Source organism: Arenibacter sp. ARW7G5Y1, from assembly GCF_003201775.1.
Taxonomy (GTDB): Bacteria; Bacteroidota; Bacteroidia; order Flavobacteriales; family Flavobacteriaceae; genus Arenibacter.
This window is the reverse complement of the sequence record NZ_QJJZ01000014.1, coordinates 150241-176885: the sequence shown is the minus strand read 5'-3', so window position 1 is coordinate 176885 and position 26645 is coordinate 150241. Positions and strand designations below refer to the sequence as shown.

Annotated in this window: 15 protein-coding genes; 1 reads left to right on the top strand and 14 read right to left on the bottom strand. The window is 38.8% G+C overall.

Annotated features, from left to right (window positions below; genetic code table 11):
- Nucleotides 1-1007: 1007 nt before the first annotated feature.
- Both C7972_RS18475 and C7972_RS18470 read right to left on the bottom strand, forming a co-directional pair.
- Nucleotides 1008-2432: an L-serine ammonia-lyase gene (locus C7972_RS18475; protein ID WP_110357645.1), complete on the bottom strand. Its 1425-nt coding sequence runs from the start codon at nt 2430-2432 to the stop codon at nt 1008-1010.
- A gap of 310 nt (nt 2433-2742) precedes the next feature.
- Entirely contained in the window at nt 2743-3657 is a 915-nt protein-coding gene (locus C7972_RS18470; RefSeq protein WP_110357644.1) for a metallophosphoesterase, read from the bottom strand.
- A 1558-nt stretch (nt 3658-5215) separates the two neighbouring features.
- On the opposite strand from C7972_RS18470, the gene dnaK reads away from it, so the two are divergent.
- Nucleotides 5216-7126 (top strand): molecular chaperone DnaK, encoded by a 1911-nt coding sequence (gene dnaK, locus C7972_RS18465; RefSeq protein WP_110357643.1) that lies wholly within the window; start codon nt 5216-5218, stop codon nt 7124-7126.
- Between the two features lie 1509 nt (nt 7127-8635).
- Here the strand turns inward: dnaK and C7972_RS18460 are convergent.
- From C7972_RS18460 to C7972_RS18405, 12 genes are all read right to left on the bottom strand, one after another.
- Nucleotides 8636-10963 carry a tyrosine-protein kinase family protein gene (locus C7972_RS18460; RefSeq protein WP_110357642.1) on the bottom strand — a complete coding sequence of 776 codons (2328 nt, stop codon included), beginning with the start codon at nt 10961-10963 and terminating at the stop codon, nt 8636-8638.
- A 205-nt stretch (nt 10964-11168) separates the two neighbouring features.
- The gene (gene wecB / locus C7972_RS18455) at nt 11169-12260 is read right to left on the bottom strand and encodes a non-hydrolyzing UDP-N-acetylglucosamine 2-epimerase (protein WP_110357641.1); all 1092 of its coding nucleotides are present in this window, start codon (nt 12258-12260) and stop codon (nt 11169-11171) included.
- 42 nt (nt 12261-12302) lie between these two features.
- Nucleotides 12303-13001: a WecB/TagA/CpsF family glycosyltransferase gene (locus tag C7972_RS18450; protein WP_110357640.1), complete on the bottom strand. Its 699-nt coding sequence runs from the start codon at nt 12999-13001 to the stop codon at nt 12303-12305.
- Nucleotides 12991-14190, bottom strand: a complete 1200-nt coding sequence (locus C7972_RS18445; RefSeq protein WP_110357639.1) for a delta-aminolevulinic acid dehydratase — start codon at nt 14188-14190, stop codon at nt 12991-12993. Before C7972_RS18445 ends, C7972_RS18450 begins: the two co-directional genes overlap by 11 nt.
- Nucleotides 14191-15471 (bottom strand): phenylacetate--CoA ligase family protein, encoded by a 1281-nt coding sequence (locus C7972_RS18440; RefSeq protein WP_146216351.1) that lies wholly within the window; start codon nt 15469-15471, stop codon nt 14191-14193.
- A gap of 131 nt (nt 15472-15602) precedes the next feature.
- Nucleotides 15603-16817 carry a phenylacetate--CoA ligase family protein gene (locus tag C7972_RS18435; RefSeq protein WP_146216350.1) on the bottom strand — a complete coding sequence of 405 codons (1215 nt, stop codon included), beginning with the start codon at nt 16815-16817 and terminating at the stop codon, nt 15603-15605.
- A 56-nt stretch (nt 16818-16873) separates the two neighbouring features.
- Nucleotides 16874-17956, bottom strand: a complete 1083-nt coding sequence (locus C7972_RS18430) for a glycosyltransferase family 4 protein (RefSeq protein ID WP_110357636.1) — start codon at nt 17954-17956, stop codon at nt 16874-16876.
- 298 nt (nt 17957-18254) lie between these two features.
- Complete coding sequence (locus tag C7972_RS18425; RefSeq protein WP_110357635.1) at nt 18255-19349, bottom strand: glycosyltransferase; 1095 nt, start codon at nt 19347-19349, stop codon at nt 18255-18257.
- Nucleotides 19327-20580 carry an O-antigen ligase family protein gene (locus C7972_RS18420; RefSeq protein ID WP_110357634.1) on the bottom strand — a complete coding sequence of 418 codons (1254 nt, stop codon included), beginning with the start codon at nt 20578-20580 and terminating at the stop codon, nt 19327-19329. Before C7972_RS18420 ends, C7972_RS18425 begins: the two co-directional genes overlap by 23 nt.
- A 6-nt stretch (nt 20581-20586) precedes the next feature.
- Complete coding sequence (locus C7972_RS18415) at nt 20587-21759, bottom strand: glycosyltransferase (RefSeq protein WP_110357633.1); 1173 nt, start codon at nt 21757-21759, stop codon at nt 20587-20589.
- A gap of 377 nt (nt 21760-22136) precedes the next feature.
- Nucleotides 22137-23387, bottom strand: a complete 1251-nt coding sequence (locus C7972_RS18410) for an oligosaccharide flippase family protein (protein WP_181422934.1) — start codon at nt 23385-23387, stop codon at nt 22137-22139.
- A gap of 353 nt (nt 23388-23740) precedes the next feature.
- Entirely contained in the window at nt 23741-24898 is a 1158-nt protein-coding gene (locus C7972_RS18405) for an MraY family glycosyltransferase (protein ID WP_110357631.1), read from the bottom strand.
- Nucleotides 24899-26645: the final 1747 nt, after the last annotated feature.

The following is a 26645-nucleotide window of genomic DNA, read 5'->3' as shown; positions in this document are numbered from 1 at the left end:
GGAAGGCGTCCATAGAGCATTTCACCCAAGTGAAAGCGGCCTGGACGCCGGGGCTGTGGAAAGTGCGTAGATTTAAAGAAATTTAAAATCAGCCTGCCATGGCTACAGCTGGCTCCTCCTAACCACAAGGTACCCCGCACCTTGGTTATTCGGCCCTGGTCGTTTTTTATTCATGGGCAGGTCTATTGATTTTTAATGGTATTCATGAATGCTGCGCATTTGGGCGATGCAAAAAATGAACAGAACACAAAAATGAGATAATTTGGAAATTTGAAAATGCACCAATGTACTAATGTAATAATGAGTCAATGTATTAATTTGCTATCTGGCTTTTGGCCGAGGAACACAGATCATTGCTAATTGTTCTTTGTTCTTTGTTCTTTGCTCACGGAAAGGGATCAAGGACCTTAATGGCAATGCCAAAGGTTTTTAATAACGGAAAATGACTTATCCCCACATGAAGTTTGACGCAACGAAAGGACCGGCCTATTTTCAATTTTGTCTTAAATCAAGTGGTTTCCACATTGGAAGGTGGAAGGCGTCCATAGAGCATTTCACCCAAGTGAAAGCGGCCTGGACGCCGGGGCTGTGGAAAGTGCGTAGATTTAAAGAAATTTAAAATCAGCCTAGCGTTTTTTGGTTCGTTTTTTGGGCGATGCAAAAAATGAACAGGACACAAAAATGAGATAATGTGAAGATTTGAAAATGGGTTAATGTGGTAATGAAGCAATTGATTAATGTAGCAATGAATCAATGTACCAATGTATTAATTTGAAAATGAGATAATGTGAAGATTTGAAAATGGGTTGATGTGGAAATGTACCAATGTAGCAATGAATCAATGTATCAATGAGTCAATGTACTAATGGGGTATATTTTGGAAGAATTCGTCATTGCGAGGTTACGAAGCAATCTCTCTACAGGAAGGAGCACCTGGTTATATTACTTTCACCATAAGACTTTAGTCCAGCTTCTAAAATCTAAATCTAGCCTCTCAATTCTATGCATCAACAATCACTCAGGTACACCCCAACGGCCAGTCCGCCTTCCGAGGTTTCCTTGTATTTGGTATTCATATCCTTGGCGGTTTCCCACATTGTGTTCACTACTTTGTCCAAAGGTACTCTGGCATTGGCGGGGTCGGAGTCCAACGCCAATTCTGCCGCGTTGATCGCTTTTATGGCCCCCATACAGTTGCGTTCTATGCATGGAATTTGGACCAAACCGCCAATGGGATCACAGGTAAGGCCCAGATGGTGTTCCATGGCAATTTCTGCCGCCATGAGTACTTGTTCCGGATTACCTCCCATAAGTTCTGTCAGCGCTGCGGCGGCCATGGCGGACGATACGCCAATTTCGGCCTGACAGCCACCCATGGCCGCGGAAATGGTAGCCCCCTTTTTAAAAATACTGCCAATTTCGCCCGCCACCAGCAGAAACTTTTTAATGTGTTCAAAATTGGCTTCGTGGTTTTCTATGACCATATAGTACATGAGCACCGCAGGTATTACCCCAGCACTGCCATTGGTAGGAGCCGTGACCACTCTGCCCAGGGATGCATTTACTTCATTGACGCTTAGGGCAAAGCAGCTTACCCATTTCAGGATGGAACGGAATTTTACTTCGGTCTTTCTTATGGTAAGCAGCCATTCCTGAGGAGTGGTATAGGGGAGGTGGCCCTTCAGTTTTTGGTGGGTGTCATAGGCCCTTCTCCGCACATTGAGTCCGCCTGGCAGATTCCCCTCGGTATGGCAGCCTATGTACATACACTCCAACATGGTGTCCCAGATATGTTGCAGACCTTGGTCTATTTCCGAATTGGAACGCAGGGAGCGCTCATTCTCCAACACGAGTTCGGAAATGGACTTATTTTCTTTTTTGCAAGTAGCCAATAGGTCCGTTCCCTTTTCTACAGGAAAGGGGAAGGCCTTAAAAACTTCCATTTTCTTTTTGGAACGCTTAAGTTCTTCCTTTACCACAAAGCCTCCTCCTATGGAATAGTAGGTTTCCTTAATTTGCTTGCCATTGGCCAAGCTGGCCCTAAAGATCATCCCGTTGGCATGAAAGGGGAGAAATTCCCTTTTAAATAGGATATCCAATTTGGGATCGAAAGGAATTTCCAGGGAATTGTTCAAAAGCAGTTTTTTGCTTTCTTGAATTCCATTTATTATCCCACTTATATTTTCTATGGGAATGCTGACCGGATCGGCTCCGGTAAGGCCCAACATAATGGCCAGGTCGGTGGCGTGGCCTTTTCCTGTCAGGGAAAGGGAACCATATACCTCCGCCTGGAGATGGGTAATGGTATGAAATACGTTCTTTTCCCGTAGTTCGCCAATAAATCGTTCTGCGGCACGCCATGGGCCTAAAGTGTGGGAGCTGGAGGGGCCGACACCAATTTTGAGCATGTCGAAAACACTAATGCATTCCATTTTCCAATAGGTTAAATTTTTAGGGTAAATATAGGATTATATATTGGGAAATATACCAAGGTGCTAATGGAGTTAATGGGGTAATGAATCAATGTGTTAATTTGATGATTTGATGATGGGTTAATTTGAAAATGGGTTAATGTGGTAATGAAGCAATGTACCAATGTGTTAATTTGAAAATGAGATAATGTGAAGATTTGAAGATTTGGAAATTTGAAAATGTATCAATGAGTCAATGTATTAATTTGCTATCTAGCTTTTGGCCGAGGAACATAGATTATTGCTATTTGTTAATTGTTCATTGCAACTTTCATTCCCTGATCTTTAGTTTTCTGGAAGGTTCCCGCCCATGCCCATGAACAAGAATGGAGTCGGTTGTAATACGGACCTTGGCAAAGGCGGAGGTGTTATCGGTATCTACCATGCCCTTAAAGGTGAGGTAATGTACCCCATGGCGTTGGGCGTAATCGCCATTATGGTTATGCCCGTTAAAATAAAATTTCACATTGGGGTATTGGTCTATAAGTGATAGAAATTGTGGACTGTTCCATAATCTGTGCACCTTGTCTTCCCCGAGTACGGGAAAATGACAGTAAAATCCAACCTTTTCATTATTTTTCAGGGCCAATATCAACTCGTTTTCCACCCATTTAAGCTGTTCCAAACTTAAACCCCCGTTCCAAGTATGAAGGTTGGGCGGTTTGGATTTGGAGAGAAGGGTAAATAAGGAATCGGTCTGTGCCAACTTTTCCTCGGTAATGGCACCTTGATAACTAAGATCGTTCCCGTCCAGGACAATGAATCGCCAATTTTGTTCCACAAAGCTGTAATACCGTTGTTTCAGGTTCATTTTATGGGGCACCAAAGGTTTTAAGGAATCGGCAACACTAAAATCATGATTGCCCAATACCTGGTATTTCTTGGTTTTTAGCTTGTTCCAGATGGGACCAACGGTATCAAAACTACTAAAATCCCTATCGATGAAATCGCCCAAATGAATGGCGTAATCCAAGGGGGCATTGTTAAGGCTATCTACTGCATTTTGCAGTTTCCCCGGGGAGTTCTTATAAAACCGGGAGCTAGTGGATTCACAGTGGCAATATTGGCAGTCCGCCACAATGCCGATGGCCAGGTCCTGGTCCAAACCAGCTTTCTGGTCCTTGGAACCACAACTTAAAAGGGTGGTCAAGATGAAGGCCGATTTAATTTTTTGAAGGAGGTTCATAGAATAGTGGTGTTCTGATGGATTTGATTCTTAAAACCAAATATAATTGATTTTGGATTAAGGAAGATTTAGGAGGATGGTGGATTAATTTGAAAATGAGATAATGTGAAGATTTGAAGATTTGGAAATTTGAAAATGTAGCAATGAGTCAATGTACTAATGTAATAATGAATCAATGGGTTAATTTGATCAGTCGTGTTTTTTTGATAAATAGTTTTTATTAATAGGAGCAATTTAGTCAAACCAATGATTAAATTATTTCCAAGGCTTCAATAATTCTTAACGGCTATGCCCAAAGGTTTTTAATAACGGAAAATGACTTATCCCCACATGAAGGTTGACGGAACGTAAGGACCGGCCTATTTTCAATTTTGTCTTAAATCAAGTGGTTTCCACATTGGAAGGTGGAAGGCGTCCATAGAGCATTTCACCCAAGTGAAAGCGGCCTGGAGGCCGGGGCCGTGGAAAGTGCGTAGATTTAAAGAAATTTAAAATCAGCCTAGCGTTTTTTGGTTCGTTTTTTGGGCGATGCAAAAAATGAACAGAACACAAAAATGAGATAATTTGGAAATTTGAAAATGCACCAATGAATCAATGTATTAATTTGCTATCTAACTTTTGGCCGAGGAACACAGATCATTGCTAATTGCTAATCGTTCTTTGCTTACGGAAAGGGATCAAGGACCTTGATGGCAATGCCAAAGGTTTTTAATAACGGAAAATGACTTATCCCCACATGAAGGTTGACGCAACGAAAGGACCGGCCTATTTTCAATTTACTTAAGTGGTTATTATTGCCTGCCTTCGGCAGACAGGCCTGCCTTTGTCGGCAGACAGGTTTTTTATAGGTTTTCGTGAATCTTCGATTTCGTCTTAAATCAAGTGGTTTCCACATTGGAAGGCGGAAGGCGTCCATAGAGCATTTCACCCAAGTGAAAGCGGCCTGGACGCCGGGGCCGTGGAAAGTGCGTAGATTTAAAGAAATTTAAAATCAGCCTGCCTAGGCTACAGCTGGCTCCTCCTAACCAAGGTACGCCGTAACTTGGTTGTTCGGCCCTGGTCGTTTTTTATTCATCGGCTGGTCTATTGATTTTTAATGGTATTCATGAATGCTACGCATTTGGGCGATGCAAAAAATGAACAGTACACAAAAATGAAATAATTTCGAAATTTGAAAATGTAGCAATGAATCAATGTGTTAATTTGCTATCTAGCTTTTGGCCGAGGAACACAGATCATTGCTAATTGCTAATTGCTAATTGTAATAGCGGCGACTTTCAACTTTTAGACCTTAACAAAAAAACGCATTAGTGATTGCAATGGATAGCTCCCAATAGGGGACATTGAAAAGGACACTATTGGGACTAGTAAAGGAAAGCACGACCCCTTGGCATATTTTTGGCCAAGGGGGAATGCCCAAATTGGCCTGTATGTATGCATTATCTGGTCAATTGCTGGGATGGTTCTGACACCTTGTCATATTTTTTGTCATGGCACAATCATTGACTTATTAGACCCGAGTGCTAAAAAGATTTTTCAACACAGTAAATATATAAACATGAGTAAAATTATTGGAATAGATTTAGGAACAACAAACTCTTGCGTTTCGGTTATGGAGGGTAACGAAGCTGTTGTAATCCCAAACGCAGAAGGTAAGAGAACTACTCCATCTGTCATTGCTTTTGTAGAGGGTGGCGAAATTAAAGTAGGAGATCCTGCCAAAAGACAGGCAGTTACTAATCCAAATAAAACCATTTATTCCATAAAACGTTTTATGGGTAATAAGTACTCCGAATCCACCAAGGAAACGGAAAGGGTGCCCTATAAAGTGGTAAAAGGAGATAACGATACCCCAAGGGTAGATATAGACGGACGTTTATATTCCCCTCAGGAACTTTCGGCAATGATCCTTCAGAAAATGAAGAAAACGGCGGAAGACTATTTAGGACAGACTGTTAGTAGAGCGGTAATTACCGTTCCTGCCTATTTTAACGATGCGCAAAGACAAGCTACCAAGGAGGCCGGTGAAATTGCCGGACTTACCGTAGAAAGAATTATTAACGAACCTACCGCAGCTTCTTTGGCCTACGGTATGGACAAAAAGGACACGGATCAAAAAATAGTGGTTTTCGATTTTGGTGGAGGTACACATGATGTTTCCATCCTGGAATTGGGAGACGGTGTTTTTGAAGTATTGGCTACCGATGGGGATACCCACTTGGGTGGTGATGACGTGGATCAAAAAATAATCGACTGGTTGGCCGATGAGTTCAACAAGGAAGAAGGGATAGACCTACGTAAGGATGCCATGGCATTGCAACGTTTGAGAGAGGCTGCCGAAAAGGCAAAAATTGAGTTGTCGTCTTCAGCACAGACCGAAATTAACCTTCCTTACGTTACCGCTACGGCCTCAGGACCTAAGCATTTGGTACGTACCTTGACCAAGGCCAAGTTTGAGCAATTGATTGATGATTTGGTTAAACGTACCATTGAGCCTTGTAATACAGCCCTAAAAGCGGCCGGTTTAAGCAAGAGCGATATAGACGAAATTATTTTGGTGGGTGGTTCTACCAGGATTCCTGCCGTACAGGATGCGGTTGAGAAGTTCTTTGGCAAGAAGCCTTCCAAAGGGGTTAACCCGGATGAGGTGGTTGCCGTAGGTGCCGCTATACAAGGTGGGGTATTGACAGGAGATGTGAAAGACGTACTGCTTTTGGACGTTACACCACTTTCCTTAGGTATTGAAACTATGGGTAGTGTTATGACCAAATTGATAGAGGCCAACACCACCATCCCTACCAAAAAATCGCAAATATTCTCTACGGCAGCGGACAATCAGCCATCGGTTGAGATCCACGTGCTACAGGGAGAGCGCCCAATGGCCAAGGATAACAAGACTATCGGTCGTTTCCATTTGGACGGTATTCCACCAGCACAAAGGGGAACCCCACAGATTGAAGTTACCTTTGATATAGACGCCAATGGTATTATAAAAGTATCGGCTACCGATAAGGCTACCAACAAATCCCAGGACATTAGAATTGAGGCTTCTTCAGGATTGACAGAGGAAGAGATCAAAAAGATGAAAGCGGAAGCGGAAGCCAATGCGGAAGCGGATAAAAAAGCGAAGGAAACCGCCGATAAATTGAACGAGGCCGATGGAATGATCTTCCAGACCGAAAAGCAATTGACCGAGTTTGGCGATAAATTATCCGAGGATAAGAAGAAACCTATTGAGGATGCCTTGGCAGAGCTTAAAAAAGCCCATGAAGCTAAGGATTTGGCCCTGATCACTCCAGCGTTGGACAAGATCAACGAGGCTTGGAAAGTGGCTTCGGAGGAAATGTACAAAGCCCAGGCGGAAGCACAGCAAGGTGCCCCGGCAGGTGACGCCGATACAGCATCTTCCAACGGGGATGCCAAAGAAGCGGATAACGTGGAAGACGTAGATTTCGAAGAAGTGAAATAAGAATTTCTATTATATACTACAAACCCCTGTCAAGCAATTGATGGGGGTTTTTTTTTGATTTGAAAATGGGTTAATTTGAAAATTTGAAAATGCACCAATGAATCAATGTATTAATTTGAAAATGAGATAATGTGAAGATTTGAAGATTGGTTAATGTGGAAATGTAGCAATGGTTTAATGAATCAATGAATCAATGTATCAATGTATCAATGAGTCAATGTACTAATGTAATAAAGAATCAATGTGTTAATTTGCTTTCAAGCTTTTGGCCGAGGAACACAGATCATTGTTAATTGCTAATCGTTCTTTGCTCACGGAAAGGGATCAAGGACCTTGAGGGCAATGCCAAAGGTTTTTAATAACGGAAAATGACTTATCCCCACATGAAGGTTGACGGAACGTAAGGACCGGCCTATTTTCAATTTACTTAAGTGGTTATTATTGTTTTTTATAGGTTTTCGTGAATCTTCGATTTCGTCTTAAATCAAGTGGTTTTCACATTGGAAGGTGGAAGGCGTCCATAGAGCATTTCACCATAGTGAAAGCGGCCTGGACGCCGGGGCTGTGGAAAGTGCGTAGATTTAAAGAAATTTAAAATCAGCCTGCCTAGGCTACAGCTGGCTCCTCCTAACCACAAGGTACCCCGCACCTTGGTTATTCGGCCCTGGTCGTTTTTTATTCATCGGCTGGTCTATTGATCTTTAATGGTATTCATGAATGCTACGCATTTGGGCGATGCAAAAAATGAACAGAACACAAAAATGAGTTAATGTGAAAATTTGAAAATGCACCAATGAGTCAATGTACTAATGTAATAATGAATCAATGGGTTAATTTGATCAGTCGTGTTTTTTTGATAAATAGTTTTTATTAATAGGAGCAATTTAGTCAAACCAATGATTAAATTATTTCCAAGGCTTCAATAATTCTTAACGGCTATGCCCAAAGGTTTTTAATAACGGAAAATGACTTATCCCCACATGAAGGTTGACGGAACGTAAGGACCGGCCTATTTTCAATTTACTTAAGTGGTTATTATTATTTTTTATAGGTTTTCGTGAATCTTCGATTTCGTCTTAAATCAAGTAGTTTCCACATTGGAAGGTGGAAGCCGTCCAAAGAGCATTTCACCCAAGTGAAAGCGGCCTGGACGGCGCGGCTGTGGAAAGTGCGTAGATTTAAAGAAATTTAAAATCAGCCTGCCTAGGCTACAGCTGGCTCCTCCTAACCACAAGGTACCCCGCACCTTGGTTGTTCGGCCCTGGTCGTTTTTTATTCATGGGCTGGTCTATTAATTTTTAATGGTATTCATGAATGCTACGCATTTGGGCGATGCAAAAAATGAACAGAACACAAAAATGAAATAATTTCGAAATTTGAAAATGTAGCAATGAGTCAATGTGTTAATTTGCTTTCTAGCTTTTGGCCGAGGAACACAGATCATTGCTAATTGCTTATTGTGAAAGCGGCGACTTTCAACTTTTGAACTTTGAATATTTCAACACCTTTCTACTTCCCACTCCCATAACCATAGCCGTAGCCGTAGTTATATCCTTTGGCCTTGCCATTGCCCACACCGTTGACCACATAGGCCATGTTTCTAAGCTTCTTGGTTTTGTGCAAGTTTTTTGAGAATTCCAAGAGACGCTTGTCCGTTAGGCCCGAACGGGTAACGAAGACCGTGGCATCGGCGAATTTCGAGATCAAAAGGGTATCCGTGACCAACATGGTCGGGGCGGTATCCACAATGATATAGTCGAACTCCTTTTTGGCGGCGTTGATGAATTTTTCAAAACCGGAGCTAGACAGGAGTTGTGGGGTATTGGGAGGTACGGAACCACCAAAGCAGATCTGCAGGGTAGGATTGTCATTACCGCTCATCACCACACAGTCTTTCCAGTTCATTCCCGGATCCTTTAGATAATCCGAAAGGCCTAAATGGTTTACACTTATACCGTAAAAGCTATGTAGCTGCGGATTTCGAAGATCGGCACCTATCAACAGTACCTTTTTGTTAAGACTGGCATAGGCCAGGGAGAGATTGTGGGCCACAAGGGTCTTGCCTTCGCCCTTAATGGAGGAGGTGACCATGACCAACTGCCCCGTCCCTTTTTCCTTTTGGGTAAGCAGATAGTCCACATTGGTACTTAAGATGCGGAACGATTCCGCCATTAGGGAGCGGTCGTTGATTTCCAATTTCTTTTTTACGTCCTTAAAGAAAGGAATCTCGCCTACCACAGGGATATCGGAACTTAGCTTTTCTATGTCGGTACGCTCGTGTATTTTGGTATCCAGGGTAAAGCGGATGTAGAGCACCGCAAAGGGCAGGAACAACCCTGCCAACAAGGAAAGGGCATAGACCATGGTCTTTTTGGGCGATACCGGAATGTTATTGGTAAGTCCGTAGTCCACTACCTTCACGGTGGGCGCGGTTACGGCATAGCTAATGGCGGCTTCCTCCCGTTTTTGCAACAAGAGTAAAAAGAGGTTCTCCTTAATGCTCTGTTGCCGTTCTATGGAGCGCAGCATTTTTTCCTTTTCCGGCAATCTGGAAAAGACCGAGCCGGCCCGGCTTTCCTCCAGTTTTAATTGTCTGAGCGAATTTCTTAATTGGGTATTGTAGATGTTTACAGATTTTATGATGTTGACCTTGGCCCGTTCCAATTGGCCGTTCAGGTTCTGTAGGGTAGGGTGGTTGCTGCCTACGGTGGGCAGGAGTTTTTCCCGTTCCAGGGCCATTTCGTTATAACCGGCCACCAGGTTGTTAAGGCTGGTATTCTCTATCCCTATATTGGCGGGCAAGAGGCCGTAATCACTTTGGTTGATGACCGTTTCCTTTAGGATTTCCGAAATGGAAATCTGGTTCTCCAGTTTAATCACTTCTTCCTCTGTCTCCGACTTTCTTTGGAGGCTCATCCCGGCATCTGCTTCTATATAGGAAAGGTTGTTGGAACGCTTAAAGCTCTCCTTGCCGCCTTCAATCGAATCCAATTCCTGGCTCAGGTAGAGGAAGCGTTCGTCTATAAAGTTCAGGGTACGCTGACTTACCAATTGGCGGTCCAGGACCCCGTCCTGATTAAATTTTTCTATCAAGGTGTTTAGAATGGCCTCGTTGAGGTCCATACTCTCACTTTCTAAGGAGAGAGAAAGAATTTCACTGTTCTTGTTGGTGGCCTGCACTTGTATGGTATTAGCCAGAGCCAATACCGTACTTTTTAAGGGGTTTAGTACCATTTTATAGGTAATACCTTCGTAAAAGATGGGGTCAATGCCCTCTACCATTTTAATATCAAAGGGAAGTCCTTCCGTGGGAAGATCGGGTTCCTTTAAATTGGGCGTATATACTTTTTCATTTACATCGGTTATCTTGGCGGCTCCTCCTTTGAATTCGATAAAATAGGGCATGGAGCTATTTAAACTGTCTGCCGCTATATGTCTTGTAATCTGAAAGGGTGGGGCCCAAATGCGTCTGGTCTTTACATTCCCCACTTCGTAAAAGGATATGTCCAGGTGCAATTCGTTCACTACCTGGGAAAGGATGCGGTACGATTTTAAGATTTCGATCTCATTCTCCAAATTAATCTTGGAACCTCCTCCCAATAAAGAGAGTGCATTGGAAGCAATATCCACTTCCTGGGATTCGTCTATGATCTTTATTTTGGCCTGGGACCTGTAAATGATTGGGGCCCAGCGCATATAGGCATACCCTATACCTAAGCAGAAAACAATTGCGACCAAAAACCAAGGCCAGTACCGTAGGTACTTCTGAAGAATTTCTTTGAGTTCAAAGGATTCCTCCTCCTCAAAATGTTCTATCGTATAGGGTGTTTCTTTCATCTTTCTCCTAGAATTTAATTTTTTTTGAACTACGGCCTATGGCAGCTCTTATCTTAATTTTTTGCAATTTTCCACCTTACGCCCCATCTTTCTCCAAAATACATAAAAATTATCTGTAGCTTCCACTTCCAACCAAGGGTTTCCGTCTTGGGCAATAAAGGCAAAATTACCTCTTTTTAAGGGAATTAAAAAGCAGGGACTTTGTCTATAACGTTAACAAATGTTCCACGATCCTTTCCGCTGTTTTACCATCCCATAAATGAGGGGTACTACCTGCTTTCCATTGCCCGGAGAACAATTTTTCCATGGCAGGGGCAATGGCCTTGGGATTGGTACCTATAAGCTCGTTGGTGCCTTGGGTAATGGTTTCGGGCCGTTCGGTATTGTCCCTCAAGGTCATACAGGGTACCCCCATCACCGTGGTCTCCTCCGTAATGCCCCCAGAATCCGTAAGTACTACCTTGGCCCTTTCCACCAAATAATTGAATTCCAGGTAGCTTAAGGGTTCCACCATGTGTAGCCTAGGATGTGAAATACCAATATTTTTCAAAATTTTGGCGGTCCGTGGATGCACCGGAAAAATAAGGGGCAGGTCTTGGGTATGGGCTATAATTTCATCTATCAGGGCTTTTAATTGTGCCTCCTGGTCCACATTGGCCGGGCGGTGCAGGGTCATGACCAAGTACTTTCGGTCCTCTAAATTTAAAGCATCCCAGATAGGGGGTTTTGTAAAACGTGGCCGTTGTTTTAGGAGCGTATCTATCATGGTATTGCCTACATAGAAAATACTTTCCTCTTTTATGCCGCTGTTTCTAAGATTGGCATTGGCAATTTCGGAGGTGGTGAAAAAGTAATTGGTTATGGCATCGGTCACCAGACGGTTAATTTCCTCGGGCATGGTCCAATCATTGGATCTAATGCCCCCTTCCACATGGGCTACCCTGGTATGCAGTTTTTGTGCGGTAATGGCGCAGGCCATGGTAGAGGTAACATCACCTACCACCAGCACAAGGTCTGTAGGGTGGGCCAGGAGCTCCTGTTCAAAACGGACCATGATGTTGGCCGTCTGCTCGGCTTGAGATCCGCCACCTGCCTCCAAATTGGCATGGGGCTCCGGGATGTCCAATTGCTCAAAAAAATCGCCGGACATCTTTTTGTCATAGTGCTGTCCTGTGTGCACCAAACGGTAGTCTATCTCCTTTCCTTGAGCTTTTGCCGCCTTAATGGCATGGATGATGGGGGCAATCTTCATGAAATTGGGTCGGGCTCCTGCAATAAGCGTTAATTTTTTTATCATCTTTTATTTCCTTAAGACTGTTTGACTTGTTTACGAATGGATTTATAATCTGCCCAGTTGTAGGTTGACAAAAAAGCGCACCAAATGAATTTGTCTTTTAATACGGCTGGGCTGATTGATAAGGCGATAGGCCCATTCCAGATTATTTTTCACCCACCACTCCGGAGCACGTTTTACCGCTCCTATATACACATCAAAACTTCCGCCCAAGCCTTGATATAGGGCCTGGTGTTGGGTTTGTATCTCCTCCATTAACAACTCCTGCTTGGGAGAGCCCATGGCAACGAAAACAATATCGGGCTGTTTTAATACAATGTCCTCTATAAGGGCGGTTTGTTCCTCTACGGTTTTAATATAGCCGTTTCTGTAATTTACGATCCTGATCCCAGGAAAATGGGTCTGTAACTTGGCTACGGTGGCATCTATCACCGCCTGTTGCCCCCCAACCAGATAAAAGGTTTTGGAGTTGTGATAGCGGTGTACGATATCTAACCATAGTTCACACCCGGGAATTTTAACCGTATCATGGTGCCCCTTTTTTTGTAAGGCCCAAACGGCGCCGGTTCCGTCCGGGTAGCCCACGTTCCTATTAATAATGGCGCGGGTTACATCCGTGGCATGTAGAATCTTCTCTGCATTCACCGCTACCAAGATACTTTTTTGGGCCATGGCATAATCCATCAATTCCACTCTGGATTGGGGAGCGTATGTTTTTACCCCATTTAAACTTTTAAATTCCATTTGTTTTGTTAGTTTCCAATAGATAATAACTCATTGCGTTGAACATAAAAGCATTGCTCCATCTCATATAGGATATTTTGGAGCTTATCCTCTTTTTTAGCTGGTAGTAAAAATAGCCCTGCCTGTCCTGCATATTGTTTAGGGTCCACTGCATTACCTTATCGGCCAATTCCTTGTTTTCCGGAAATTTGCGGTGTAACGAGAGGTTGACAAATAACTGCCCGGGACAATGAATGTCTATGGGATAGGTTTGGTCGTGATAATATTTGGGGGTTCCATCTGGCAAGAAAAAATTTTGGATGTAGTACTGAAAGCCTTTTTCCAAATGGTTTTTAAATTCCATATTTCCAGATGCATCTTGATAAACCTGCATGGCATCCAAATTATAGCCCGTATGGAAACTGTCGATCCAATTTTGTACGGGCAGCATGCCGTAGACCCAGGAACCATCTTTTTGCTGGGCTTCGCAACAGGCCTTTATGGTAGTACGGGCCAGTTCCAAGTGTTCTGGATCTTTGGAATATTTATATAATATAGATAGGGTTTTGGCCCCTAAGAGGCTTGCATTGATAACCGTATCATTTCCCTTGAGGGGAGAATAGGAAAATAGGAATCCCGAGTTAAAAGCTGTCCTGTTCAGGTCTTTGGTAATAAAATTGGCAGCACTCAGGGCCGTATGCAGGTATTCCTGATTTTGGGTGATATCATAGGCCTTTACCAGTCCCTGTACGCAGAAAGAGGTAGCCACCACGGTAGGGGTGTGGGCAGGGAATAAGAACAGCCTACGGGCCTGCCAATCAAAATTATAGCCCCAACAAGCCCCTGAATAGTCCTTGTGCTGCATATGTAAAAGCAGATCGGACAAGGCCGTTATTGTTTTTAGAATAGCTTCTTTGGTCCCAAAACGGAATTCCCCTTTTTCTGCAAGTTGATATAAATTGCAATACCCATTTAAAAATAGCCCAATACCCTTGGCATTGTGTTGCTTGGGCACTGCGAACAATTTCCGGAAATTGATGGGGGAGCGTTTAAAACCTTGTATCCATACCAGTCTGGCCAAATCCCAATGTTTTAGAGGGGTGGCATTAAACACCTTGGAATTAAGGCCGTCATAGGGATCCCAGCCCTTAAAGTTTTCAGCCTCACAATAGGTTTTTAGGTTTAAAAAAGATCTGTCTATGGCCTGCATTTACTCAACTTTAGAAATAAGGTATTTGTATTTATTGCCGGAGGTATATATCAATTCGTCTTCGTTTACCTGTTGAATATTGATGTCCATATTATCCTTGCCAATATAATAATCTACTTTTTTCTGAATTAGGTTTATGTCATCCTCCCCAAAGGCTTCGGACGCCAATACATTTATGGTCAGTTCCCCAATTTTTTCCTGTACCACCTGTGCGTTTTGGATGTTGTTGATTCCTCGTATTAAATAATCCAGACGGCCAATTTTGGAACCATCTTTGGCAATGACCACATCATCTGTTCTCCCGTCTATTTTTTGTATAAATAGCGGATTGGGATTATTATCCCCGAACCTGATCCTGTCGTTGACCTCGTACCTGATTAGGGGAAATCCTTCTTTTATGAGACTGGTGGTAATTATCTTGTTTTTGTGATATTCGTTGATGGAGTAGCCAGGATTTTCCATATAACCCTGCTGATCCAGCTTTTCCATTAAGGAAATGCTACGCTCCGTAGTACCATAGTAATCATATAATTTGGTGTTCAAAGTTTTTTCAATGAGTTCCCGTTGAAAATCATATAAGGTTTCCGAGGATGTAAAGGCTATTGGAATTTGTAGTTGCAGTTTCTTTTCTTTTAGGAGTAGGCAGAGGTTGTACAAGGAACTGGGGAAGCCTTCTATGGCCTTAGGCTTAAACTTTACTAGTTCTGCATAGTACTTTTCCGTAATACTGGTATTGAGATTAAAGCTGGACAGGTATAGGGTATTGGAGACATGCACCTTTAATTTAAAGATGTTTTTGGGCAAATTTCCCTTAAGGGATACCAAGGGTTCCCCATAGGTAAACCCTCTATCTCTACGGTTTATAAAGACATAGGCCTGTTCTTTTTTAATGCTTTTGTAACTGTGATATAATTTTAAGGGGTTCCCTGTGGTGCCATTGGTGTTGGCCGATATCAAAAGCCAGGAAGGCTGCGTAGGGACCAACTCGGTATTTTGCCGTAGGATCTCTTTGGTAAGGATTGGTAACTTGTGCAAATCCTTTATAGAGGTTATATCATTGATGGTCACTCCTGCCTCGGCATAAAAACGCCTGTAAAATTTGGACTTTGTAATGGCCTTTCTAAATATTTTTAAAAACTGTTGTTCATTATGGAGCGTCAATTCATCAGGGGTCAACAAGCTGAGTCGCTCTATTTCCTTAATTTCTTTTTGAATCAAGGGCTTGGATCGCACCACGTATTTTAGGGTCTCTTTGAGGTATTTCTGCATTTTCGCTCGCATGGTATTTAATTTTGGGGAACTATTTTTAATTTGTTTTACTTGTGTTTATCCAAGTTTATAAGGTTTGTCAGCAATTAAAAGAGGTATGCCCAAAAGGGTATTTAATCTATTGATGACCTATATTATTGCATTCATTTATGCATTTTAGAAATTACAAATTTAAATTTATTACTAGCGGTATATAGTAATTGATCATGAGAAATTTGAACAATTCTGAGTGTCATATTGTTTTTGCCAATTAAATCATATGCCTTTTTTTCTATAATGTTTTTATCTTCCTCTGTAAATCCTTTTGAAGTTACAATGTTTATAATTAAGGTTCCTTTTTCTTCTTGGATGATTTGAGCATTTTCTATATTCTTTGCGCCCTTGAAAATATGGTCCAATCGTCCAATTCTTGATCCATCTTTTGCAATTACGATATCCTCTTTTCTGCCTTCAATTTTCTTTATGATAGGAGTTTTTAGATTTGGATCTTCTAGTTTGAGGTTATCATTGACTTCATAGCGAATTAATGGGAATCTTTCTTTTATTAAACTAGTAGTGACAATACTATTTTCAAAATACTCATTTATAGAATAACCAGGATTTTCGATGTAACCTTGATGGTCCATTGTCTCAATTAGTGAAATAGAACGTTCCGTTGTTCCATAATAGTCAAAAATTTCTGTGTTTAACGTTTTTTCAATCAAATCACGTTGATGTCTATTCAGTGTTTCTGATGAAGTAAAAGCTATGGGGATTGTCAGGCACAATTTTTTTTCAATAAGGTAAAGGCATAAATTATATAAGGAACTTGGGTAGCCTTCAATAGCCCTAGGTTTAAATTTTATTATCTCACTATAATAGTCCTCGATATTATCACTTTTTAAATTGAAACTGGAAATGTATAAGGTGTTCGATAAATGTAATTTTAATTTAGGGATGCTTTTGAATAAATTTCCTCTAATAGAAACGATTGGTGAACCATATAGAAAACCTCGTTGCTCTCTATTTTTGATTATGTATGCCTGTTCCTTTTTTATACTACGATAACTATGATATATTCTGAGTGGAGTCCCTGTTGTTCCACTAGTTTTAGCGGAAATTAATTGCCATTTCGGTACTGTAGGAATCAAATCAGTGTTAAGTCTTAAAGTTTCCTTTGTCAGAATTGGAAGTTTAATTAAGTCCTTTAATGATTTGATATCATCTAGGGTTATCCCTGCATCCGAGTAAAATTGTTTATAAAATTTAGATTTAGTAATGGCCTTTCTAAAAATTTTCAAAAACTGTTGTTCTTTATAAACATACATATCTTCTTCATTCATGCGGGATAACCGTTCTATTTCCTTTATTTCACTCATTATAAAGGGCTTTGAACGCACTATAAATTTTATAGTTTCTTTTATGTATTGCCGAATCATATGTACTGTGAGTGTTCTGTTAACAATGTCGTATAAAGATTATTAAGCTTTTTATTGACTTCCGCAGGTAAGTACGGTCTTACTTTTATATGGGAGTTTTGGCCTAATGAGTACCGTTCTTCTCGGTTTAACTCTATGAAATAATTTATCGCCGCCCTTAGTTCTTCTTTATTCCCTGGAGATATTAATATTCCATTTTCAGATGAGACGACTTCTGGAATGCCTCCTACATAAGTGGAAATTATTGGCAAGGAATAGGACATAGCTTCTAAAATAGAAATGGGTAATCCTTCGTTGTAGGATGGAAGTAAATAAACATCTGCCTCCTGTAATCGTTTCGATTTCTGTTCTCCAGATACCCAGCCAATGAAAATGACTACTCCCTCCAATTCGTATTCTTTGATAAGTCTTTGCAATTTTTGAGTTTCGCCATTACCTCCAATATTAAAAATTGCTTTTCCTATTAATTCATTCCTATGTTCTCTTAATGTATCAAGCAAAAGCCATATTCCTTTATTTGAATCTATTAAACCTAAAAATAGAAAAACTAGAGTATCATTAGTTTTTGTAGCTCTTAAATTTTCTTTTTCATTAAAATCTATAATATTTGGAATAATTTCAATTTTTTTAGGAGAAAACTGTTTTTGATAATACACCTTCCAATTATTTGACAAACAGACAACACAGGAAACATTATTTAATATGCCTTCTATTTTTGAAGCAATTTGATTATTAGCCGTTTCGTAAAATTCCTGAAAGGCTCCACCATGGAGATGGAAAATAATTTTCTTTTGAAAAAAACTGCAGACTTGATAAAAAATATATTTCCGTCTAAAGCTGCTATATGAGGCACTATGGATATGCACAATCTTAATATAATTTTTTGTCAATAAAAAATACAAAAGTTTCAAAATGCCAAAAGCAAAACCATAGACTTTGGTAATGGAATTCTTTGTAATGGTAGATGTTACAAAGTAAGAATCGGGATAAAGCTTTTTATACTCATATAATACAAAAGCCACCCCGCCTTTTGGTTTTGTGGCATAAGGCCCAATGAAAAGAATATTTTTATCAATCATACTAAATACATTTAGACCTATATAATTTTTTAGTCAACAGAAAAAACAGTGATAAATTATGGCCTAATAAAATTTAAAGTTCTACTAATCTGTATTCTAAGAATGGAAACTATAATTAGTAAAGTCTTGTTTTTCTTTTCCTTTTTGAGCATTGAATGAAAGAGATTAATATTAGCATTTACTATTTCAAAATCAAATACTGCCGTATTGGTACTAGTTATAGTGTATTGACCAAAAATTTAGTCTCAAAGAATTCTTGGTCCAAACACTAAAATAGCTTAGGTTTATACATTCAAATTCAATTCGTTTTATTGGTTGTTAATTTTATTTTTGTGTACAATTCAATATATTCTTTAATCATCTTATTTAATGAATATTTGCTACTTATACGATGACTACTTTTTGAACCCATTTCTTTTCTTAATGTTTCGGAATCCAGCAAAAGAGTTAATTTTTTCGTAAGTTTTTCTTTGGAGCATATAAATCCAGTTTCTTCATCCAAAACCAATTCTCTTGATGCTCCCTTTAAATCAGTTGTGATAACTGGCAGGCCTGCTGCCATATACTCCATTATGGAATTGGATATACCTTCACAATCACTACATAAAAGACCTATATCAGACTCACTTATAAGTAACTCCGGTGTGGAGTTAAAACCTATAAATTTAATTTTATCATGTCTATTATTTATATATGGTGAAACCATTTCTTTAAATTCAGGATTGATTTTTCCCACTGATACAAAAGTAACATCTTTTCTAATTTTAGTAAGTTCTTCAGCTACCTTTATAAACGATTTATAATCTTTATTTTTTGTTACATTGGCTACCATTATAACGGTATACTGAGTGCAAATTCCTAAGGAGTGTAAAATCGGTTTGGAACTATCAAAAGAAACCAATCTGCCAGGGTCGAAACCGTTGGGAACAACTTTACCTTTTAATAGTGGTACTTTATAAGCTTTTAATCCTGCTTCGGAATTACTGATTATGGCGTCTACACGTTTATAAATAAATTTCTCACTTAAATATCTGAATGTTAGTGATTGGCCGTAAGTATCTCCAATAAACCCGGCCACAATATTATATTTAAATAGCGGTTTTAACAATGAAGCATATAAAGTGCTTTTAAATGACCATGTATGAACTATGTCTGGCCGGATTTCTTTGAAGTGATTTTTATAGATTTTTATTAAACTAATATTACTGCATTGAGGTAAGAAGCACAGATTAATCGGTAATTTTTTAACGTCTTCGTAATCTATAGCAGTTTTCGCTAAAGTCAAATAAATTTCAAAATCCTCCTTGTAGTTACTAAGTTTTTTTAATAACTCAACAAGCCTCCGTTCCTTTCCGCCACCACCAAGTTCCTCAATTAAAAACAGTATCCTCATATTTTCTATTAAAAAAGATTGCTTTATTACCAAAAAAAACTGGACTTAATATAAAAACAATTAGGATAGGGGACTCTATAATTCCAAATGAGACCCCTATAACTAATAGTAATGCTGGAAAAATAAAAAAGCCACTATATCTAAACCGATAGGCCAATAACTTGCCAGATTTTATAAGAAGAAATGAAAACAATAAAGCGCCAATAGCGCCGTATCTTCCAAGAATATTGCCCAGTCCGTTAATTGCAGAAACAACATTATCTTCACCAATATAACCATATTGCAAGGAAATGTTTCCTCCGAAACCTGCAATGGGATAGTTTTTAAAGTCTTCCCACCTTAATTGCATACTAGCGAAACGGCCTGGTGCATAAGATTTTCCTGTGACTTCGGCATGGGTTATAACATCCTCGATATTTTGTTGGGATTCTAGTAAAATTTTTTCTTGTAGCCACGGCACATTTGTAAAAAGGAAGATAACTAAACTTAAAGTAATTGGTATGGACAAGATTCGAAAAAATCTATTGTTATAATGTGCCCAAGCATACCACATTAGTATTAACAACAATAACAGAAAACCAGTTGTGGATTGCGTTGTAATTAACGCAATTAAAAAAATAAGTAATCTCTTTCTATCTTTAAAATTTACACCATTTCTCGCTAAGTTAAAAAACATTGCCAGTCCAATATAACTGGCAAATGGCCCTGGTTCCCATGTAAATCCTGCATTTCTTGGAAACATTTCTATCATCTCTTTTTGATGAAAAGTATAGATGCCAATGCTTCTATATGGGATGTTCGAAAATAAACCTTCAGAGAGATCAATAGTAGAAAACAAATTAAACATTAAGAAAGGCAAAGTAACCTGTAGGGTATATAATATTAAACTAATTACTGAAAGAGTATAAATTATATCCTCATATTTTTTAAATATATAAGTTTTATAATAGTTTAACAACCAATAAGCTATCATTATTTTTGCGATATATGTACCAAGAAAAAATGGATGTAAACTCTTTATAATAAAAGTGTTTATTATAAAATAGAGTAACCATATTGATATTGCAGTTACAAGCTTTTTATCTGTTAAATTTGTTTTTTTAAAGAAAATTATAAAACCAAGTGCCCATAGAGCAATAAGTCCTTCATTACTCCTGAAAAATGGTATGGCCATTCCAGAAAATAGGATGACAATTAGTAAATAAAAATCCTTTAACGAATTTATCTTCATCTCATTTTAGATTTCCAAAAACAACTTGAGTTCTTTCAAATATGATTCTGCATTGAAGTATTTTTTTGCAACCTCTTGCCCTTTCAAACCAATTTCATTGGCATTTCTAGGATTTAAAACGATTTCCTCCATTTTTATACTAATTTCATCAATATTACCGGGTTCAATTATATAGGAATTTGTAATATTTAAAAAATTAGATATTTCACTTACATTAGTAGTAATCACGGGAACGCCCGAAGCCAAAAATTCTCCTAACTTGGTTGGGAAACCACCACTATCAAAATTTCTTTGAGGAGTCATTAGAATTCCAACAGCTTTTTTTAAAATAAGAGGAATATTCTTAGAATTAACTTCTCCTTTAAAAATAACCTTATGCAAAATTCCATTTCCCTTAAGTAGTTTTATAGATTCCTTAAGTATTTTATCATCTTGTTTTATAGGACCAACTATGTGAAATTCATATTGTGGGAACTTTTTACTAAAGGTAGTAAAGCCCTTTAGCATACTTGTGATACTGTCTCGTACGGCCCCTCCATTGCCACCTACATAAACAAAATAATCCTCCTTAGTCTGATAGAGGGAATCTTGGGTAAATCGCTGTATATCAACTGTCATAGGTAAATGAAAAATTTCCTTGGGATTAAGGCGCTTATAATAATTCAACAATTCTTCAGTCATAACCATTACTCCTGAGCATCTGGAGTACATGGATAAATAAATTTTTTGAATTAATTTAGAATTGGTCTTTTTAAGTATTTTGGGATATTCATTCTCTTCAATTATAATTTTTGATTTTAAAAAACAAGTCAATATCAATATCCTTAAAAAAAAATCACTTGAGTAAATGATGATTGTCTTGGGTTTATCGTTTTTTAAGGATTTTATTAAATTCCAATAACCTAATATTAGCTTTTTAATTTTAAAGATTTTCGAACTATCAAAAGGCCATATGGTTGTATTTGAAGCGTATTCAAATAAAACATTGTTAATACGACCCTGTTTTAACTTATTCTGTACATTGGCCTTATTTTCCGTAGCTTTAGCTATGTATACCTTAACATTTTTATCAGTGGATATAACTTTTGAATATGATAAAATTCTATTAGTAGCAGCCATGCCAAATGGAAAAGGCTCCCGCGTAACTATAGCTAAATCTATTTTTCTTTTATTTTCCAATACTTATATAATTATTCTTCTACCAAATAGGTGACAGCGTGTTATTGTTTGTAATATTCATTTATCCAAATTTTGTTCATAAGTTATCATTATTCCTAATAGAAATTTTATGGGTGTATTAAACAAGGTACTGGTTTGAATCCTGATTTGAGAAATATATAATCTAACCATAACATTATCAGATTTATACCTCCTTAATTAAATAGATTTCCATTAAAGAACCTTATCCTATGGATTTTTGAAGCAATCACTGCTATCATCTTCTTTTTCTATTCACGACTAAAAGTTCTACATCACTGAATTTTCCGACTTGATAGGGCGGTATAAGAAAGAGTGTCAGAAAGCGTTTAATCTACTAGTTATTAAAATTGTCCCATTCATTTTCTAATATTTATAAATTTTTTGTAATAATAAAAAATAACAACTACATATAAGGCACCTGCAATAAGCTTGGCATAGGCAGCCCCATATTCACCTAAAGTCGGTATTAATAATAGATTCGCTGCCATTAAACCGCTACCAACAAAAAATGAACTATTCCTTAAAGCTTTTCCCTGGCCGTTCGAGCCTAAAAACCGGTTAAAAAAATCACCCATTCCATATAAAATTGCACCTATACTAACTATGAAATTAATACTTGAAACGGAGGAGTATCCTTCGCCGTAAAATATCTTAACAAATGGAGGAACTAAAATCCAAATTATTACTAATGCAGCAGTACTCAGTGCAAGAGTGATAAAAAATAGCCTTTTAGGAATATTTTTGGCCGTCGAAAAATCTTTGTAATGTGTGGTAGCAATAGTGTTTGGTATAAAGGTGAGTGGCATTGAAAAGGTTAAGGCCAATGAATAGAACCCAACGCCACTGTTATCTATGCTAAAATACCCAATTAAAACTTGGGTAAGACTAGAAAACCCAACAGCAAATAAACTACCTAAATAAACATTTAAACCAAAGGTTTTATTAACGGTCCAAATTTCTTTAAAATGTTTATTGAAATTTTTGAACGAAATTTTTATTCTACTAATAATGTAAACATATACTATTATTTGCGTAATAAAGAACACTAAGCAAAGCATTCCTAATTTGTCAATTCGAGCGTCCTTAAAAAAGAGGTAGAGAAATAGAGCAGCGATCCCAAATATCACTTTTGGAATTAATCTCGATTGTGCTAGTAATTTAATTCTATTATCTGCTTGAAAAAGGGTCTCAAAATACTTCATCAATAAAAACACAGAACTTATCGGGATTATAAGTATAAATAACTTTTGTAAAGACTTTTGTTTAAGATTTTCATCAAAAATACCATAGAGGTAGAGAAAAATGGTCATTACCATAAAAAGTCCACCAAGAATAATTAAAGTTGTTCCATAATATTCTCTTGTCTTTTTAGTATCATGATTAAGTACTAAAAGTCTATTGCTGGCCTGCAGAAAACCAAAGGTAAATAGAACAATGGCCAAATTAAAAATACTAATTATAAAACTATAATCTCCATATTTTTCTACACCCAAAAACCTAGTTAAAAAAACACTAGTTATAATGCCTATGGGGATGGTAATTAAGGTTACCGAAAACAGCCTAATTACCTGCTTGGTCTTAGAACTGTTGCTGATTTTTTTTTTCAAAGATGAAAGTATACTCAATTTAATTTTTCTAAAGGATTTTTTTATTATTAATAAGCTTGAACTAACATATAACAACCACAACTTCCGTAATTATTACTTGTTTGTAAACTTTCGTCTTATTTAATTTTCATAGTCAATAAACAATTTAATAAATCCTTTTAATTGGTAATGCATTACCTTTTTTAATTGATTATTAGGCAATGCCAATCTGGTCCGGTAATTCTATTTTTAAACGCTACTTTATTTTTCAATCCTAATTAATTTAAAGCTAAACTTCATATTTCATTATGTAAGGTGATTTAAAAGGCAACACTTAAGATTTTACCTAGACAAATTCCAACCCTGTTATTAAATCACCCCAAAAAGCTATTAATCCTCGCTCGCAGCATGGCCAAGGTTCTTTTTCGTTGCATTTTGGACTTTTTACTGCCCCGTCTAAATATCAACCAAGGTGAAAAATAGAGTAGGGGTACGGCCAGTACCAACAGGTACAGTTGCAGGTTTATATACAGGTCCTTGATGATAAAGGCCAGTGCTATCACCAAAATATTGATTATGCCCAGAGTAAGGGTGGCCTTTTTATGGGTGAGGCCCAAGGCTAATATGCGATGGTGTATGTGGTTGCGGTCCGCACTAAACGGACTGCGCTTTTGTGCAATACGGATGGTAAAGACCCTTAGCGTATCCAAGATGGGATAGGATAGGATGGCCATGGCCATAATAGGGGCTACATGTACGGTGTAAGGCGTTACCGTGGTGGCATTGAATTCCAAAAAGGATATGGCCTGGTAGGCCAGGATAAAGCCTATGAACATGGAACCGGAATCGCCCATAAAAATTTTGCGTCTGCTGGAGAGGTTGAACCTTAAAAATCCTAAGAGGGCACCGATCAGGGCAAAGGAAATGATCACCATTAAATAACGTTCATTAAGGATATAGAAACCACCAAAGGCGGCAGTGACAATAACACCTATGGTTCCCGCCAGACCATCTATGCCATCTATCAGGTTAAAGGCATTTATCACGGCCAGGAATACAAAGACGCTAAAGGCCACCGAAACTATATACGGCAGTTCCTCCAGGCCCAAAAGGCCATAACAACTGGCTATCCGCACATCGGTCAGAACAATGACCATGAGGGCGGCCAGAATCTGAATCATAAATTTCTTCTTTGGGGCCAGTCCCACCAAGTCGTCCTTGATGCCCAAAAACATCAGGGTTATACTGGCGGCGATTATAGACAGGAGTTTTATGAGCTCTATCTGGGACAGCCCCATCACCATACCCAGACCAATGAGGGTAAGGCTAAAAGTAATAAACATACCCACTCCACCCAAGGTAGGGGTCTTGGCCGTGTGCATACTGCGGTCTATAGGTTCATCCATAAGGTTCTTGGATTTTACCAAATAGATAATGACCGGGTACATTCTCAGGGAGAGCAATACGGGTGCCAATATTGCCACACACACCAAGAGGTAGGTATTGGTAAATAATTCATATAGATATGCCATGTTCCTTATTTAGGGCATAATAGATTAGTTCTCTAACTACAACTTAATGTCTTTTTTGCATCCCTTACTTGGGAAATATAAAGGCGCAAAGGTAAAATTCAGGGTCGGTGAAGGTAACTTTTAATGATTGAACCTCCATCTGCAAAACTAATAATATTTATCATTATTAACATAATTTAACTTTATTTTTAGGGGCATAGCAGGTTAATTAATCTTTAATTTTAAGACTTATCCATGATAGAAATGATGAAATGGGTGTGAATTGTCCTACAAGTTAATAAATAATGATGAAGCCCGCTAGTTTTTAATGGCAACTTTAGGTGGATCTGTGGATCGGGAAGGTGTGTACCAATGGATTAATTTGAAAATGAGATGATTTGGGAATTTGAAAATGGGGTAATGTGTAAATGGATTAATGTCCTGTCCGGGGATAAGCCGTAGATAAGCCATAGATAAGCCGTATATAGGCCGTATGTGAAAAATAGGGAAAACAGGCTAAATCCACCCCTTTTTCGGCGGGATCTAGGTTCCATACCACGACCCTAGGGTCAATTCCTTTTATTAGTGAAACTCAATTTTAAGAAGTCGGTAGGACGCACTTAAAATTGCAAGTTGAACTAATCCCGCCCTTTTCGGCGGGATCCAGGTCCACTAGCTCGACACTGGGGTCGATTCCTTTTATCAGTGAAACTCAATTTTAAGAAGTCGGTAGGACGCACTTAAAATTGCAAGTTGAACTAATCCCGCCTTTGTCGGACAGGCTTGGGATTTTGATCAGTCGTGTTTTTTATAATATTAATAGGAGCAATTTAGTAAAACCAATGATTAAATTATTTCTAGGGCTTCAATAATTCTTAACGGCCATGCCCAAAGGTTTTTAATAACGGAAAATGACTTATCCCCAACATGAAGGTTGACGGAACGAAAGGACCGGCCTATTTTCAATTTCGTCTTAAATCAAGTAGTTTCCACATTGGGTTCAGGTAGCCGTCCATAGAGCATTTCACCCAAGTGAAAGCGGCCTGGACGGCGCGGCTGTGGAAAGTGCGTAGATTTAAAGAAATTTAAAATCAGCCTAGCGTTTTTTGGTTCGTTTTTTGGGCGATGCAAAAAATGAACAGTACACAAAAATGAGATAGTAAATTATTTCCAGGGCTTCAATAATTCTTTACGGCCATGCCATCTCCACGACGGAAGAAGAACGACCAAACCATAGACCTTGAGGGCAATGCCAAAGGTTTTTAATAACGGAAAATGACTTATCCCCACATGAAGGTTGACGCAACGAAAGGACCGGCCTATTTTCAATTTACTTAAGTGGTTCTTATTATTTTTTATAGGTTTTCGTGAATCTTCGATTTCGTCTTAAATCAAGTGGTTTTCACATTGGAAGGCGGAAGGCGTCCATAGAGCATTTCACCCAAGTGAAAGCGGCCTGGACGCCGGGGCCGTGGAAAGTGCGTAGATTTAAAGAAATTTAAAATCAGCCTGCCTAGGCTACAGCTGGCTCCTCCTAACCACAAGGTACCCCGCACCTTGGTTATTCGGCCCTGGTCGTTTTTTATTCATCGGCTGGTCTATTGATTTTTAATGGTATTCATGAATGCTACGCATTTGGGCGATGCAAAAAATGAACAGTACACAAAAATGAGATAATTTGATGATTTGAAAATGGGTTAATGTGTAAATGGGTTAATGTCTTGTCCGGGGATAAGCCATAGATAAGCCGTATATAGGCCGTATATAG